Origin of the sequence: Streptomyces sp. NPDC007164, assembly GCF_040634135.1 — a bacterium.
GTDB lineage: Bacteria > Actinomycetota > Actinomycetes > Streptomycetales > Streptomycetaceae > Streptomyces > Streptomyces sanglieri.
Window position 1 is genome coordinate 298,035 of the sequence record NZ_JBEYFB010000001.1, and the last position, 14,138, is coordinate 312,172.

A 14,138-nucleotide genomic window follows, 5' to 3' on the forward strand; every position below is an offset into this window, starting at 1 on the left:
TCCCCCGCTTGCCGGAGCAGGAGGTCGGCCATGATGGACCTGCCTTTTCTTACCCCGCTGCTGCGCCGGCCCTGCCCACGCCCTGCCACCCTGCTGCCATCCGCGCTGCTGCCATCCGCCCTGCTGCCATCCGCGCTGCTGAAGGCCACCGCACTGGAGCTGGCGGTGCTCGCCGGGCATGTGCTCCTGTACCCCACCGGCATGTACCCCACCAGCACGTGTCCCACCGGCGTCACGGGGGAACGACGGACCACGCCCCTCCCGTCCGCCCCGCACACCGCACCCCCCGACGCCACCGCCCCGGCCGGGACCCCCGTCCTCCCCGCCGAGGGTGACGAGCACCCCCCGGTCGTCCTGCTGCACGGCTTCATCGACAACCGTTCGGTCTTCGTCCTGCTGCGCCGCTCCCTCGCCCGGCACGGCTGGCGCCATCTGGAGTCGCTCAACTACTCACCGCTGACCTGCGACATCCGGACGGCGGCCGAGCTGCTCGGGCGGCATGTAGAGGAGATCTGCGCCCGCACCGGACACCACGAGGTCGACATCGTCGGGCACAGCCTGGGCGGTCTGATCGCCCGCTACTACGTGCAGCGGCTCGGCGGTGACCAGCGGGTGCGCACGCTGATCACCCTCGGCACACCCCACGGGGGCACGGCCGTGGCCCCGCTGGCGAGTGCGCACCCCATCGTGCGGCAGATGCGTACGGGATCCGCACCGATCGAGGAGCTGCGCAGGCCCGCGCCCGGCTGCCGCACCCGGTTCGTGAGCTTCTGGAGCGAGCTCGACCGGGTGATCGTCCCGGCCGAGGCGGCCTGCATCGACCATCCGGATCTCGACGCGCAGAACGTACGCGTCACCGGGATCGGTCATCTCGCGCTGCCGGTGCACCCGGCCGTCGCCGCCGCCGTCCGGCAGGCGCTGGAGTCCCGCGAACCGGCGGCCGAGGCGAACGGAACGGCAGGAGCCGCGTGAATCGGCGGAGCCGAACGGACCGGCGGAGCCGAACGGACCGGCGGTGCGTCCGGAGACCCCACAAATAGAACGCGTTTCGAACATAAGGCCAAGGCTGTGTGAGCAGTCCGTCGAAAGACGGCCGATTGCCCGTTTCCTGAGCCGCCCAGGCCCGCCGAAGATTGTCGGCGTCACGTACCGCCGGGTACAGTCGCGGCCACTGCTCCCCCTGGGATCCCCCCACCGGACCCCAGAGCACAGGTCCTGCTGCCGAGGCGAGAGAGAAGTTGGTGAACGACCAGCACCCCCACGCCGGGTACGCCGGATACGACAGTGATGCGACCGGCAGCTTCGACAGCGACCCGCTCTTCGGATCGCTCCCCGGTGGTCAGGACGGCGCGTACGGCAGCGGCTACGGCGCCGGGCAGTCCGGGTACAGCGGCCAGTACGACTCCACCCAGTGGGACACCGGCGCACACCCGACCGCCTCGTACGACGCCTACGCCCCGTACACCGCGCAGCCCCAGCAGCAGTACGAGGCGGCGCAGACGTACGAGACCACGGCCACCTGGACGCCCGTGACCGACTACGGCACGGAAGCGACCGCCACCGCCACGTTCGCCGGCATCCCGGCGCAGGGCGGCGCCCCGGACACCACGGGCCAGTGGGGCACCGGCAGCTGGCACACGAACGACCAGTGGGCCACCGGCGGAACGGCCGTCTACGACTCCGGCGCGTACGACGCCACCGCCTGGAACACCGGCGCCACGCCCGAGCACGATCAGCAAATCGCGCAAACCACGGAAACCGCACAGCTGTCCTACGAGGCGCAGCCGGCACACGAAGCACCCGAGGCGCCCGCGGCTCACCAGGTGCCCGAAGCACGCGAGACCTACGCCGACCCGGCCCTCTCGTACGACCCCTACGAGCCTTACCTCGCCAACAGCGTGGACGGCGCAGCGGACGACGCGCATGACGCGGGCGTCGCAGTCACCACCGACGCCATGGACGCCATGGACGCCACTGACGCCATGGACATCGCGGACGCCGTGCCCGGCCCGCACCGCCCTCTCGGCCGCTCCGCCACCCGCGGCGGCGGCACCGGCCGCAGTCGGCGGCGTTCCCCCGCGAAGCGTTCCGCGCTCCTCACCGTCGCCATTCCCTCCGCCTGCGTGATGAGCGTGGCCGGCATCGCCGCGGCCTCCGTCGGCGGGCTGGGCGGCGAGGACAAGAAGGACGACAGCAAGACCACGATGGCGGCGTCCGACCCCGGCTCCGTCAAGGCGGGTGTGGCCAACAACAAGCTGGACACCCAGCTCGCCAACCTCAGCGCCGACGCGGAGAACTTCGCCGACCGCGCCAGCCGCACCCAGGAGCGCATCGACCTGCGGGAGCGGCAGGCCGCCGAGAAGAAGAAGCGCGTGGAAGAGGCCGCCCGCAAGGAGGCCCTGCGCCCCAAGTTCGTCATGCCGGTCAAGCGGCACGGCCTCAGCGCGTACTTCGGCCAGGCGGGCGTCAACTGGATGTCCGTGCACACGGGCATCGACTTCCCCGTCTTCGAGGGCACGCCCGTGATGGCCGCGACGGACGGCACCGTGCGCACCCAGCTGAACAGCGCCTACGGGAACATGGCCATCGTCACCATGGCCGACGGGACCGAGACCTGGTACTGCCACCTCAGCGGCACCAAGATCCGTTCGGGCCCGGTCAAGGCCGGTGACGTCATCGCGTACTCCGGCGACACCGGGAACTCGACCGGTCCGCACCTGCACTTCGAGGTACGGCCCGGGGGCGGAGCGGCAGTGGACCCGCTGCCCTGGCTCCGCAGTCACGGCGTCAACCCGACCTGACCCGAGCCGACCTGACCCGAGCCGACCTGACCCGAGCCGACTTGGCCTGAGACGACCCGAGCCGACCTGGCCCGCCCCGATCTGAGCCGAGCCGAGCGACAGGCGGGGGCTGTGGCCCCCGCCCACCCGCTCTCGCCCCGGCTACAGCTTCTCGACCGGCGCGTACCGCAGCAGCAGCTTCTTCGGGCGCTCGTCCCCGAAGTCGACCGTGGCCTTCGCCTGGTCGCCGACGCCCTCGACCGCCGTGACCGTGCCGAGCCCGAACTGGTCGTGCGTGACCCGGTCTCCCACGGCCAGCGCGATCGTCGGCTTGTCCGAGGTCCGCCGGGTCGCGAAGCCCGAGGGTCCGGAGCGCGAACGCGAGGCGGACAGCGACGAGGTGATCCCCGACGTCGGTCCGGCCGGTGCCGCCATCGGCCCCTTCCGCTTCCACTCCAGGTGCTGGTCCGGGATCTCCTCCAGGAACCGCGACGGCGGGTTGTACGAGGGCTGTCCCCACGCGCTGCGCATCGCCGCCCGGGTCAGGTAGAGCCGCTCGCGGGCCCGGGTGATGCCGACGTAGGCGAGCCGCCGCTCCTCCTCCAGCTCCTTCACCTGCCCCAGCGCCCGCATGTGCGGGAAGACGCCGTCCTCCATGCCGGTCAGGAAGACGACCGGGAATTCGAGGCCCTTCGCGGTGTGCAGCGTCATCAGCGTGATGACGCCGGAGCCGTCCTCGTCCTCGTCGGGGATCTGGTCGGAGTCGGCGACGAGCGCGACCTTCTCCAGGAACTCCGCGAGCGTGCCCGTCCCCGCGCCGGTACCGACGGCGGTGCCGGTGCCGGTGTCCGCGCCGTTCTCGCCGTCCTCGCCAGCCGCGCCCTGCTCCTGCTCGAATTCGAGGGCCACGGCGGCCAGTTCCTGAAGGTTCTCGATCCGGGTCTCGTCCTGCGGGTCGGTGGACGCCTGGAGCTCGGCGAGGTAGCCGGTGCGCTCCAGGACGGCCTCCAGGACCACCGCCGGGCCCGCGCCCGACTCGACGATCGTGCGCAGCTCCTCCATCAGCGTGTTGAACCGCTTGACGGCGTTGGCCGACCGGGCCGCCATGCCGTACGCCTCGTCGACCCGGCGCAGCGCCTGCGGGAAGGTGATCTTCTCGCGCATGGACAGCGCGTCGATCATCGCCTCGGCGCGATCGCCGATGCCGCGCTTGGGCACGTTGAGGATGCGGCGCAGCGGGACGGTGTCCTCGGGGTTGGCGAGGACGCGCAGGTAGGCCAGGATGTCCCGGACCTCCTTGCGCTCGTAGAAGCGCACGCCGCCGACGACCTTGTAGGGCAGGCCGACGCGGATGAAGATCTCCTCGAAGACGCGGGACTGCGCGTTCGTACGGTAGAAGATCGCGACGTCACCGGCCTTGGCGTCGCCCGCGTCGGTGAGCCGGTCGATCTCGTCGGCGACGAACTGCGCCTCGTCGTGCTCGGTGTCGGCGACATAGCCGGTGATCCGGGCGCCCGTGCCGGCGTTGGTCCAGAGGTTCTTGGGGCGGCGGCTCTCGTTGCGCTCGATGACCGCGTTGGCGGCGGACAGGATCGTCTGCGTGGAGCGGTAGTTCTGCTCCAGCAGGATCGTGGTCGCGTTCGGGTAGTCCTCCTCGAACTGGAGGATGTTGCGGATGGTCGCGCCGCGGAAGGCGTAGATCGACTGGTCCGCGTCACCCACGACGCACAGCTCGGCCGGGGCGTCGCCCTCGCCCGCCGGGCCGACCAGCTCGCGTACGAGGGTGTACTGGGCGTGGTTGGTGTCCTGGTACTCGTCGACCAGGACGTGCCGGAAGCGGCGGCGGTAGTGCTCGGCGACGTCCGGGAACGCCTGGAGCAGGTGGACCGTCGTCATGATGATGTCGTCGAAGTCCAGCGCGTTGGCCTCGCGCAGCCGGGACTGGTACATCGCGTAGGCCTGGGCGAGGGTCTTCTCGAAGCCGTCCGCGGCCTGGCCGGCGAAGGTCTCCTCGTCGATCAGCTCGTTCTTCAGGTTGGAGACCTTGGCGGTGAACGACTTCGGCGGGAAGCGCTTCGGGTCCAGGTCGAGATCGCGGCAGACCAGGGCCATCAGCCGCTTGGAGTCGGCGGCGTCGTAGATCGAGAACGACGAGGTGAAGCCGAGCCGCTTCGACTCGCGGCGCAGGATGCGTACGCACGCGCTGTGGAAGGTCATGACCCACATGGCGTTGGCGCGCGGTCCGACGAGCTGCTCGACGCGCTCCTTCATCTCGCCCGCGGCCTTGTTGGTGAAGGTGATCGCCAGGATCTGGCCGGGGTGCACCCCGCGCTCCGCGAGCAGGTGGGCGATCCGGTGGGTCAGCACCCGGGTCTTGCCCGAGCCGGCCCCGGCGACGATGAGCAGCGGGGAGCCCGCGTGGACGACGGCGGCGCGCTGCTCGGTGTTCAGCCCGTCGAGGAGCGCCGCGGAGTCGATGACCGGGCGGTGCGCGCCGTCGCGGTAGTAGGCCTCCCTGGGCGGCGGGGGCCCGTCGAACACGCCCGCGAAGAGGTCCTCCGGCACCGCTTCGGGTACGGAGTCCTCGGGGGGCGGCGGGGGCTCTTCCTCCGAGTGCTGGAGGCCGGCCAGGAAACTGTCGTCAAAGAGGCTGCTCATCGCTTGTCGAGTCTAGGCCGCCGCACCGACAGCCGTGGGCCGCATGACGAACCGCACACGACCGACGGCACACAAAGAGAGCGGGCACCCACTCCCCGTGAGGGAATCCGGCCCTCAGCACCCCGCTCCGGCAAGGTCACGAAAATGTATCGGACATATCGAGCATCAACCTTCACAGCGGCACCATGGGTTGGCTAGCGTGCTCGACCGGGCGGCCCGTACCCCCTTGAGGCGAACCACGCCGAGCGGGCTCCCCCGCCGAATCCGGGCTGCCCTCGCGGGAGTTCGGAACCGGGGACCCAGACGCAGTACCGGGGTGAATCGGTCCTTATCCCCCACTCGGACCGTAGGGCAGCCTTCCGTTCCGCCCGAACCCGACAGCTAACCCGGTAGGCGGTCCACGGAAGGAGATGCCGGTCTTGGCATCCCATCGCAAACCGCGCCCCCGGGTGCGCACCACCGCACCGGCCGTCGGGCTCACCACCGCGGCCCTCGCGTCCGTGACCCTGTTCTCCACGCAGAGCGCGGTGGCCGCGCCCGGTCCGAAGCCCGGCGTCGAGGACGTACAGAAGAAGGTCGACGACCTCTACCGGCAGGCGGGCACCGCGACCCAGCAGTACAACCGGGCGAAGGAAGCCTCCGCCACCCAGCGCGCCAAGGTCGACGCCCTGCTGGACGACGTCGCGAAGCGCGCCGACAGGCTCAACGACGCCCGCAGGACGCTCGGCACCTACGCGGCCGCGCAGTACCGCAACGGCTCCGTCGCACCGAGCGCCACGTTCTTCCTGGTCGACGACCCGCAGTCGTACTTCGACCAGAGCCAGCTGATGGACCGGATGACCAGCCGGCAGCAGACGGCGATCACGGACTTCCGTACGCAGCAGGCCAAGGCGGCGAAGAAGCGCTCCGAGGCGGTGCGGAGCCTGGAGACGCTGACGACGACACAGAACACGCTGCGCACCAGCAAGCAGGACGTCCAGAAGAAGCTGGGCGAGGCGCGCACGCTGCTGTCGAAGCTGACCGCCGAGGAGAAGGCGCGGCTCGCGGAGATCGAGCGCAAGAAGGAGGCGGAGGCGAAGCGCAAGGCGCGGGAGCTGGCGAAGCAGCAGGCCGCCGCGAAGGCCGAGGCGGACCGCAGGGCCGAGGAGGCCGCGAAGGAGTCGGGGGGCGGCAGCGGTACGGGCACCGGGTCCGGGACCGGCTCGGACAGCAGCGCCACCACCAAGGCGGAGAAGGTCCTCGCCTTCGCCAGGGCCCAGATCGGCAAGCCGTACGTCTGGGGCGCGACGGGCCCGGCATCGTACGACTGCTCCGGGCTCACCCAGGCCGCCTGGAAGGCGGCGGGGGTCGACCTCCCGCGCACCACGTGGGACCAGGTCAAGACCGGCACCCGGGTCGCCACGGCGGACCTGCGGCCGGGGGACCTCGTCTTCTTCTACGACGACATCAGCCACGTCGGCATCTACAAGGGCGACGGGATGATGATCCACGCCCCGAAGCCCGGGGCGAACGTGCGCGAGGAGTCGATCTACTACATGCCGATCTACGGCAGCGTGCGCCCGGCGTAGCGGGCCCCGACGCGTCGCGCCGCCCCAGCACCGGGGCGGCGCGGCGCGGGCGGGATCAGGTCCAGAGCGTGGCGATGAAGATGTTGAGGAGCGTCAGCCCGCCCACCGCCGCGAAGGCGCCCTTGTCGACCTTCTCCTCGTCCCGCTTGATGTAGACGAGCGCGAGGACGACGACCAGGACCAGCAGCTTGACGCCGATCTTGATGTTGTTGACGTGGTTGCCGTCGGCCTCGTTGAGCCCGACCAGTGCGACACCGGTGACCAGCATGGTCAGCGCGCCGTGCAGCATCGCCGGGACGAACCGGGCCGTGCCCGCGCCCATCGCCTTCATCTGGGTCAGGAAACCGCCCAGCAGGGAGGCGATCCCGATGATGTGCAGGGCGACGAAGACATGAATGAGTACGTCCATGACGCCGCAGCCTAGCCCCGGCCATATCACCCCTCGGCAGGCAGGTGCACCTTCCTGGTCGCTTCACTCGCGTCTGCACCAATTGCCTTACTCTGGTGCAATTTTTCCGGTCACTCGATGACATCGCCACGCCAAATTCAGACAATAAGCGTCATTACGACTCCTGCCCGTGCCCCGGGATTAGCGTCGCTGACTGGCGACCGGCTCACCTCCGCTCCGAACGCGGACGGCGCACCGGCCGCCCCGCCGAGAGTTGTGGCGGGCCCGCCGGTAGCCCCCGGCGGGCAGTCGTCAGGAAGGACGCACGCCCTCGTGGCAGCGCATCGAAAACCCAAGCAGCGCTTGTACACCGGCCCTGCTGCCCGCACCGCGGCGACCCTCGCCCTCACCGGGGCCGCCACCGCCGCCGTACTGCCCGGCCCGGCGCACGCCGATCCGCAGCGCACCCCCGCCCAGGTCAAGGCCGAGGTGGACCGGCTGTACCACGACGCGGAGGTCGCCACCGAGCGGTACAACGGCGCGAAGGAGAAGGCGGACGCCGCCGAGGACGCCCTCGACGGCCTGCGCGACGAGGCCGCCCGCAGGACCGAGCGCCTCAACACCGCGCGCGACGCGCTGGGCTCGTTCGCCGCGGCGCAGTACCGCACCGGCGGCCTCTCCACCTCCGTGCAGCTGGCGCTCTCCTCCGACCCGGACCAGTACCTGGAGCGGGCGTCGTACGCGGACCGGATCGGCGACCGCCAGGCCGCCGCGCTCGACAACGTCCGGCGGCAGGTCGCCCGGATCGCCACGCTGCGCTCGCAGGCCAAGGGTGAGCTGGCCGCGCTGACCTCCCGCCGGGCCGAGCTGAAGAAGCACCGGGCGACGATCACCACCAAGCTCGCCGACGCGCAGCGGCTGCTCGAACGGCTGACCCCGCCCGAGCGCACCGCCTACGAGAACACCGACCACGGTCCGGCCGACGGCACGCCCTTGGCCGGCCGCGCCGGCCGGAGCACCGCGCGCGGCGCCGTCCGGGCGCCGAACGCCCGCGCCGCCGAGGCCGTCGCCTTCGCGTACGGGGCACTCGGCAAGCCGTACGTCTGGGGCGCCACCGGCCCCTCCTCGTTCGACTGCTCCGGGCTCACCCAGGCCGCCTGGCGCGCCGCCGGGGTCTCGCTCCCCCGGACCACGTACACCCAGATCAACGCCGGCCGGCGCGTCTCGCGCTCCGAACTCGCGCCGGGAGACCTGGTGTTCTTCTACTCCGGCATCAGCCATGTCGGGCTGTACATCGGCAACGGCCAGATGATCCACGCCCCGCGCACCGGGTCGCCGGTGCGGATCGCGCCGATCGACCAAATGCCCTTCGCCGGGGCCACCCGGGTGGCATAGGCTCCCGTCTCCGATCCGGATCAACCCGTCGTCGGGCCAACCGTCGTCGGGTCGACCCGCTGTCGGAGCAACCGCCTTCGGGCCGGACCACCCCAGGACCGGCCCACCATCGCCCAACCGGCCGGAGGACAACCCCGTATGCCCATGGACGCCGATGTCCAGACCCATGCCCGTACGCTCGCGCTGCGTTCCCCCGACCACCTCCGGGTCGGGCCCTTCACGGTGCGCTACAACCCCAACTGGTCCATCAAGTACGCCAATTATGCGATACCCGACCAGGACGCGGAGCCGACGCCGGCCGATCTCGACGCGCTGGTCGCGGCGTTCCGCGAGCACGACCGGCTGCCCCGGCTGGAGTTCCTCCCCGGCTCGGCGCCCGCGGTCGAACCCGCGCTGCTCGCCGCCGGGTTCACCGTGGAGAACCGGGCCCCGGTCATGGCCTGCGCACCGGACGAACTGCTGACGCCGAAGCCGGTGGAGTCCCTCGCGATCGCCGAACCGGCCACCGCCGCGGAGTTCGACGCCGCCGCGCTCGTCCAGCACCACGGCTACGGCGGGACCGGTGAGCCCGAGGGCGGCGAGGCGGAATGGCTGCGCACCGCGGCCGCCGGCGGCGGGGTCGCGGCCCTCGCCACGATCGACGGCGTACCGGTGGGCGCGGGCGGCTGCTCGGTCCCCGTCGACGGCCTCACCGAACTGGCCGGTCTCGCCGTGGCCGACGCCTACCGCCGCCGCGGCATCGGTGCCGCGCTCTCCGCCCACCTCACCGCGACCGCCTTCGGGCGCGGCTGCCGGGTGGTGTGGCTGGAGCCGGGCGACGCCGATGTGGAGCGGATCTACGCGGCGATCGGCTACCGCAGGGTCGGCGAGAAGCTGAACATCTCGCTCGACCCTGCCTGAGCGCGCCCGCCCGCCGGCTCAGACCAGCCGTCGCGCGGTGGCCCACCGGGTCAGCTCGTGGCGGTTGGAGAGCTGGAGCTTGCGCAGCACCGCCGAGACGTGCGACTCGACCGTCTTCACCGAGATGAACAGCTGCTTGGCGATCTCCTTGTAGGCGTAGCCGCGGGCGATCAGCCGCAGCACCTCGCGTTCGCGCTGGGTGAGGCGGTCCAGGTCCTCGTCGACCGGCGGCGCGTCCGTGGAGGCGAAGGCGTCGAGGACGAAGCCGGCCAGCCGGGGCGAGAACACCGCGTCGCCGTCCTGGACCCGGAAGACCGAGTCGACCAGGTCGGTGCCGGTGATGGTCTTGGTGACATAGCCGCGGGCGCCGCCGCGGATGACACCGATGACGTCCTCGGCGGCGTCCGAAACGGACAGTGCCAGGAACCGCACCGGGTTCTCGACGGCCCCCATCAGCGGGGCGCAGCGGCGCAGCACCTCGACGCCGCCGCCGCCGGGCAGGTGCACATCGAGGAGGACGACCTCGGGGCGGGTCGCCGTGATGACGGTGACCGCCTGGTCGACGTCGGCGGCCTCGCCGACCACCTCGACGCCGGTCTCCTCGGTGCGGCCGATCTCGGCCTGGACGCCGGTGCGGAACATCCGGTGGTCGTCGACGAGCACGACCCGTACCCGGCGCTCCGGGCCCCCGGTCGCCTCAGTGGTCTTGGTCATCGCTCGCCCTCTCCATCTCCAGCTCGACTTCCGTGCCCCCACCGGGCACCGAACGCAGCCGCGCCGTGCCGCCGTTGCGCTGCATCCGGCCGATGATCGATTCTCGTACGCCCATTCTGTCCCCCGGTACGGAGTCCAGGTCGAATCCCGGGCCCCGGTCGCGCACCGAGACGAAGACCGTGCGGCCCTCGACCTCCGCGTAGACCTGCACGGCGCCGCCCTCGCCACCGTACTTGGCGGCGTTGACCATCGCCTCGCGCGCGGCCTGCATCTGTGCGGCCAGCTTCTCGTCCAGCGGGCAGTCGCCGACGACGACGACCTCCAGCGGAACGCCGTGCTTGTCCTCGACCTCGGCGGCGGCGCGCTTGACCGCCTCGGCGAGGGTCGCGGGCTCGTCGTCCTCGTCCTTGCCGGTGCCCTCGGGGTTGTACAGCCAGTTGCGCAGTTCGCGTTCCTGGGCGCGGGCGAGCCTGCGGACCTCGCCGGCGTCCTCCGCGTTGCGCTGGATCAGGGTGAGGGTGTGCAGCACCGAGTCGTGGACGTGGGCGGCCACCTCGGCGCGCTCCTGGGCGCGGATGCGCATCAGGCGTTCCTCGGAGAGGTCCTGGGTCATGCGTACGAGGTAGGGGCCGGCCAGCAGCGCGATGCCGGTGAGGACGGCGATGGCCGCGGTCAGTACGTTGCCGAGCTGGGCGGCGGAGCCGCGTACCACCATGAAGACGGCCAGGCCCAGGCCGACCAGGGCCACCCCGGCGAGCCCCCGGACCAGGTGCAGGACCCGGCGGCGGCTGCCGACCTCCATCCAGCGGGCGCGCCGGGCGTTGTCGGCCTGCCGCCACACCAGTACGGAACCGGCGCCGATCAGCAGGGTGGGCCAGATGTAACGGTTGGCCCCGCTGCCCATGTCGACGTTGCCGACGAAGATCATGGCGCCGAAGACCAGCGCGATCAGGGCGAAGATCTGGCCCCGGTCGGGTTTGCGGAGCCGGCGGCTGCCGTCCGGGGCGGTCTCGAAGACCGAGCGGGGCGGCTCGACGCCGCCGACGCCGAGCGGGACGACGATCCAGAACACGGCGTAGAGCAGCGCGCCGAGGCCGTCCGCGAAGAACAGTCCGAGGAAGACGAACCGCACCCAGACGACGGGCAGCCCGAGATGCCCGGCGAGACCGCGCGCGACGCCGCCCAGCAGCCGTCCGTCGGCGCTGCGGTAGAGCCTGCGCAGCGGCGGCTCCTCCGGGGCGGGGTTGCGGGAGCTGGTGGCTCGGGTCGTGGCGGCTGGCATGTCCCGATCGTCACATGCCCGTACGGGTGAAGGCATCAGGGTCGGCCCCCGAATCGACCCTGAGAGCCGGTACCGGGGTGGGCCCCGAGGGGACCGGCCGGCCAATATCAGGGATCGGCCAGGGTCGGCGCGGGTCCCGGACGGGCCCCGGGCCCGTCACCATGGAGCCATGACCGTTCCCCAGGACACTTCCCCCGGTGTCGCTCCGCCCCCCGAACCGGCGCCGCTGCTGCGGCGCAGTCCGCAGCACAAGGTCGTGGCCGGGGTGTGCGGCGGGCTCGGCCGGTACTGCGACGTGGATCCGGTGATCTTCCGCATCGTGCTCGGTGTGCTGTCCGTGACCGGTGGCATCGGGCTGATCTTCTACGGCTTCGCCTGGCTGCTGGTCCCGGTGGACGGCGAGGAGGAGAACGAGGCGCGCAGGCTGCTGTCCGGCCGGGTGGAGGGGGCGTCGCTGATCGCGGTGCTGCTCGCGCTGATCGGCTGCGGCCTCTTCCTGTCGATGCTGGGCAACGGGGGCACGCTGGCGTTCTCCGCGATGCTGTCGCTCGCGGTCGTCGGTTTCGCCGTATGGACGCAGGCCCGCAGGACCGCGGCGCCCGAGGACCCGCTGCATCCGGCGACCGCGCAGGCGGTGGCGGACGCGCCCCCCGAGGTGAAGGCGCCGCCGACGCCGGGCAGCCCGTCGTGGTGGCGGGACCCGATCGTCAAGGACGGCACGACGGGGCCGGTGGGTGCGGGCTATCTGTGGGGCCCGGCCGACGCGGTGGTCCCGCCCCGTGCGGCACGCCCCGCGGGTGCCGCGCCGAAGGATCCGTTCTGCCCGCCCCGACGGGAGCCCGGTACCAGGGGCCCGACCTCGATCGGCGGTCTGGTCTTCCTGTTCGCGCTGATCGCGGGCGGGCTCGGCACCGGGCTGAGCTGGGAGTCCCAGCCGCTCGGTACGAGTCTGCAGTTCGGCCTGGCCGGTGCGCTCGCGGTGTTCGGTCTTGGCATGCTGGTCAGCGCGTTCCTGGGGCGGACCGGGTTCGGCACGGTCATGCTGTCGATGATCACGGCCGTCCTGCTGGCGTGCGCCTCCGCGCTGCCCAAGGACATCTCCACGCAGTGGGTGCGCGAGGGGTGGCGCCCCGCCTCGGTGGCCGCCGTCCAGCCGCACTACCAGCTGGGCACCGGGGTGGCCCGGCTGGACCTCACCGGGATCACGGTCCCCCGGGGCGACACCCTCACGACCGGGGTGGGTGTCGGGGCCGGCCGTGTGGTGGTGATCGTGCCGAAGGAGGTGACGGTGAAGGTGGACGCGAGGTCGGGGCTCGGCGACATCACGCTGCCGGTCAGCCGGCCCGGCGGGGCCCCGGCCACTGAGGAACCCGTGGACGTGGACATCAGGGCGTCGCAGAACGAACACCGGACGCTGCCGCCGCCCCCGGGCAGCAGGCCGGCGGGCACGGTCGAGCTCACTCTCGAAGTCGGTGTCGGACAGGTGGAGGTCACCCGTGCTGCGTCATGAGATCCGTCCGGGACGTGCGGTGGCGGGAGTCGTCATGCTCGCGCTGGCGGCGGGATACGCGGCGGACGCCGCGGGGCTCTGGGACGCCCCGTGGGTCTTCTTCTTCCCGCTGTTCTTCGGCGGCCTCTGGCTGGCCGCCACCGCGACCTGGGTGAACTACCGGATGCGTCGCCGCCGGGACGCCAGAAGGGCGTCCGCGGAGAACGCCGCGGCTCCGCCGAGCAGCAGCGGCAGCCAGGCCATGAGGTAGACCAGGTCGTTGCCGAAGTAGTACGGCGAGACCTGCCAGCTCACGGTCAGCCACAGGCTCAGCGAGATCAGCGCCCCGCCGAGCGCGGCGAGCCGTGCCCACAGCCCGACGAGGGTGCCGAGGCCGACGAGGAGTTCGCCGATGGCGATGGCGTACCCGAAGGCGCCGGGGCTCTTCAGCGCGAGGTCGACGAGGGCCGGGATCGCGGACGAGTCGCGGACCGCGTGCATGGTCTCGCCGATGGAACCGGCGCCGCTCGCCCTGAAGAAGCCGCTGTCCGTGAGCTTGTCGAGCCCGGCGTAGACGAAGGTGACGCCGAGGAAGATCCGCAGGGGCAGCAGGGCGTGTTCCCGCGCCAGGTCCCTGAGCCCCTTCGACTCCCCGAGACCGCGTACGTTCATCCCGTATCCCTGCATGTGGCTGCCCCACCTTCCGTAGACCCGTCACCTGACGATACGTAGGCGGGTACCGGGCTGCTCACCCGGTGGGTCGTCCGACCGGATTCCGCCGCCCGCCCGGGGGTCGCGGGAGCCGGGAGTCGCAGGAGCCAGGGGGCGCAGGAGCCTGGAGCCAGGAGTCGCGGGAGCCGGGGGCCGCAGGAGCCGGGAGTCGCAGGAGCCAGGGGGCGCAGGAGCCTGGAGCCAGGAGTCGCGGGAGCCGGGGGCCGCAGGAGCCGGGAGTCGCAGGAGCCAG

General features: G+C 71.8%; 11 protein-coding genes and 1 riboswitch. Of the genes, 6 read left to right on the forward strand and 5 right to left on the reverse strand.

The features are described 5' to 3' along the window. Positions 1-30 precede the first annotated feature (30 nt). Together ABZ622_RS01225 and ABZ622_RS01230 are read left to right on the forward strand one after the other, a co-directional pair. Positions 31-972, forward strand: coding sequence for an alpha/beta fold hydrolase (locus ABZ622_RS01225; RefSeq protein ID WP_360539181.1), 942 nt, complete (start codon positions 31-33; stop codon positions 970-972). 269 nt (positions 973-1,241) lie between these two features. Beyond that, a complete protein-coding gene (locus tag ABZ622_RS01230) occupies positions 1,242-2,801 on the forward strand; it encodes a M23 family metallopeptidase (protein ID WP_360539183.1) in 1,560 nt (519 codons plus the stop codon). 141 nt (positions 2,802-2,942) lie between these two features. Here ABZ622_RS01230 and pcrA read toward each other — a convergent pair whose 3' ends face one another. Continuing rightward, positions 2,943-5,438 (reverse strand): DNA helicase PcrA, encoded by a 2,496-nt coding sequence (pcrA, locus tag ABZ622_RS01235; RefSeq protein WP_360539185.1) that lies wholly within the window; start codon positions 5,436-5,438, stop codon positions 2,943-2,945. Between the two features lie 246 nt (positions 5,439-5,684). After that, positions 5,685-5,850, forward strand: a riboswitch (cyclic di-AMP (ydaO/yuaA leader). Between the two features lie 7 nt (positions 5,851-5,857). Between pcrA and ABZ622_RS01240 the strand changes: the two genes are divergently transcribed. Beyond that, on the forward strand, positions 5,858-7,006 hold the full coding sequence (locus ABZ622_RS01240; RefSeq protein ID WP_360539187.1) for an NlpC/P60 family protein: 1,149 nt from the start codon (positions 5,858-5,860) through the stop codon (positions 7,004-7,006). A gap of 55 nt (positions 7,007-7,061) precedes the next feature. On the opposite strand, the gene ABZ622_RS01245 is transcribed toward ABZ622_RS01240, so the two are convergent. Then, positions 7,062-7,415: a hypothetical protein gene (locus tag ABZ622_RS01245; protein ID WP_317866389.1), complete on the reverse strand. Its 354-nt coding sequence runs from the start codon at positions 7,413-7,415 to the stop codon at positions 7,062-7,064. Between the two features lie 312 nt (positions 7,416-7,727). On the opposite strand from ABZ622_RS01245, the gene ABZ622_RS01250 reads away from it, so the two are divergent. Continuing rightward, positions 7,728-8,789: an NlpC/P60 family protein gene (locus ABZ622_RS01250; RefSeq protein WP_360539189.1), complete on the forward strand. Its 1,062-nt coding sequence runs from the start codon at positions 7,728-7,730 to the stop codon at positions 8,787-8,789. Between the two features lie 138 nt (positions 8,790-8,927). Further along, positions 8,928-9,689 carry a GNAT family N-acetyltransferase gene (locus tag ABZ622_RS01255; protein WP_360539191.1) on the forward strand — a complete coding sequence of 254 codons (762 nt, stop codon included), beginning with the start codon at positions 8,928-8,930 and terminating at the stop codon, positions 9,687-9,689. A gap of 18 nt (positions 9,690-9,707) precedes the next feature. Here ABZ622_RS01255 and ABZ622_RS01260 read toward each other — a convergent pair whose 3' ends face one another. Both ABZ622_RS01260 and ABZ622_RS01265 read right to left on the reverse strand, forming a co-directional pair. Beyond that, positions 9,708-10,403 (reverse strand): response regulator transcription factor, encoded by a 696-nt coding sequence (locus tag ABZ622_RS01260; RefSeq protein ID WP_259932479.1) that lies wholly within the window; start codon positions 10,401-10,403, stop codon positions 9,708-9,710. Then, entirely contained in the window at positions 10,387-11,685 is a 1,299-nt protein-coding gene (locus ABZ622_RS01265) for a PspC domain-containing protein (RefSeq protein ID WP_342285370.1), read from the reverse strand. The genes ABZ622_RS01260 and ABZ622_RS01265 overlap by 17 nt, the downstream gene beginning before the upstream one ends. 169 nt (positions 11,686-11,854) lie before the next feature. Here ABZ622_RS01265 and ABZ622_RS01270 point away from each other — a divergent pair, with 169 nt between their 5' ends. Then, a complete protein-coding gene (locus ABZ622_RS01270) occupies positions 11,855-13,195 on the forward strand; it encodes a PspC domain-containing protein (protein ID WP_360539197.1) in 1,341 nt (446 codons plus the stop codon). Between the two features lie 156 nt (positions 13,196-13,351). Here ABZ622_RS01270 and ABZ622_RS01275 read toward each other — a convergent pair whose 3' ends face one another. Continuing rightward, positions 13,352-13,861: a DoxX family protein gene (locus ABZ622_RS01275; RefSeq protein ID WP_360539199.1), complete on the reverse strand. Its 510-nt coding sequence runs from the start codon at positions 13,859-13,861 to the stop codon at positions 13,352-13,354. Positions 13,862-14,138: the final 277 nt, after the last annotated feature.

What these genes read in the sequence shown, in the direction of transcription:
- ABZ622_RS01225 (WP_360539181.1), top strand. Translation starts at nt 31, where the DNA reads ATGATGGACCTGCCTTTTCTTACCCCGCTGCTGCGCCGGCCCTGCCCA.
- pcrA (WP_360539185.1), bottom strand. Translation starts at nt 5,438, where the DNA reads ATGAGCAGCCTCTTTGACGACAGTTTCCTGGCCGGCCTCCAGCACTCG.
- ABZ622_RS01245 (WP_317866389.1), bottom strand. Translation starts at nt 7,415, where the DNA reads ATGGACGTACTCATTCATGTCTTCGTCGCCCTGCACATCATCGGGATC.
- ABZ622_RS01255 (WP_360539191.1), top strand. Translation starts at nt 8,928, where the DNA reads ATGCCCATGGACGCCGATGTCCAGACCCATGCCCGTACGCTCGCGCTG.
- ABZ622_RS01260 (WP_259932479.1), bottom strand. Translation starts at nt 10,403, where the DNA reads ATGACCAAGACCACTGAGGCGACCGGGGGCCCGGAGCGCCGGGTACGG.
- ABZ622_RS01265 (WP_342285370.1), bottom strand. Translation starts at nt 11,685, where the DNA reads ATGCCAGCCGCCACGACCCGAGCCACCAGCTCCCGCAACCCCGCCCCG.
- ABZ622_RS01270 (WP_360539197.1), top strand. Translation starts at nt 11,855, where the DNA reads ATGACCGTTCCCCAGGACACTTCCCCCGGTGTCGCTCCGCCCCCCGAA.
- ABZ622_RS01275 (WP_360539199.1), bottom strand. Translation starts at nt 13,861, where the DNA reads ATGCAGGGATACGGGATGAACGTACGCGGTCTCGGGGAGTCGAAGGGG.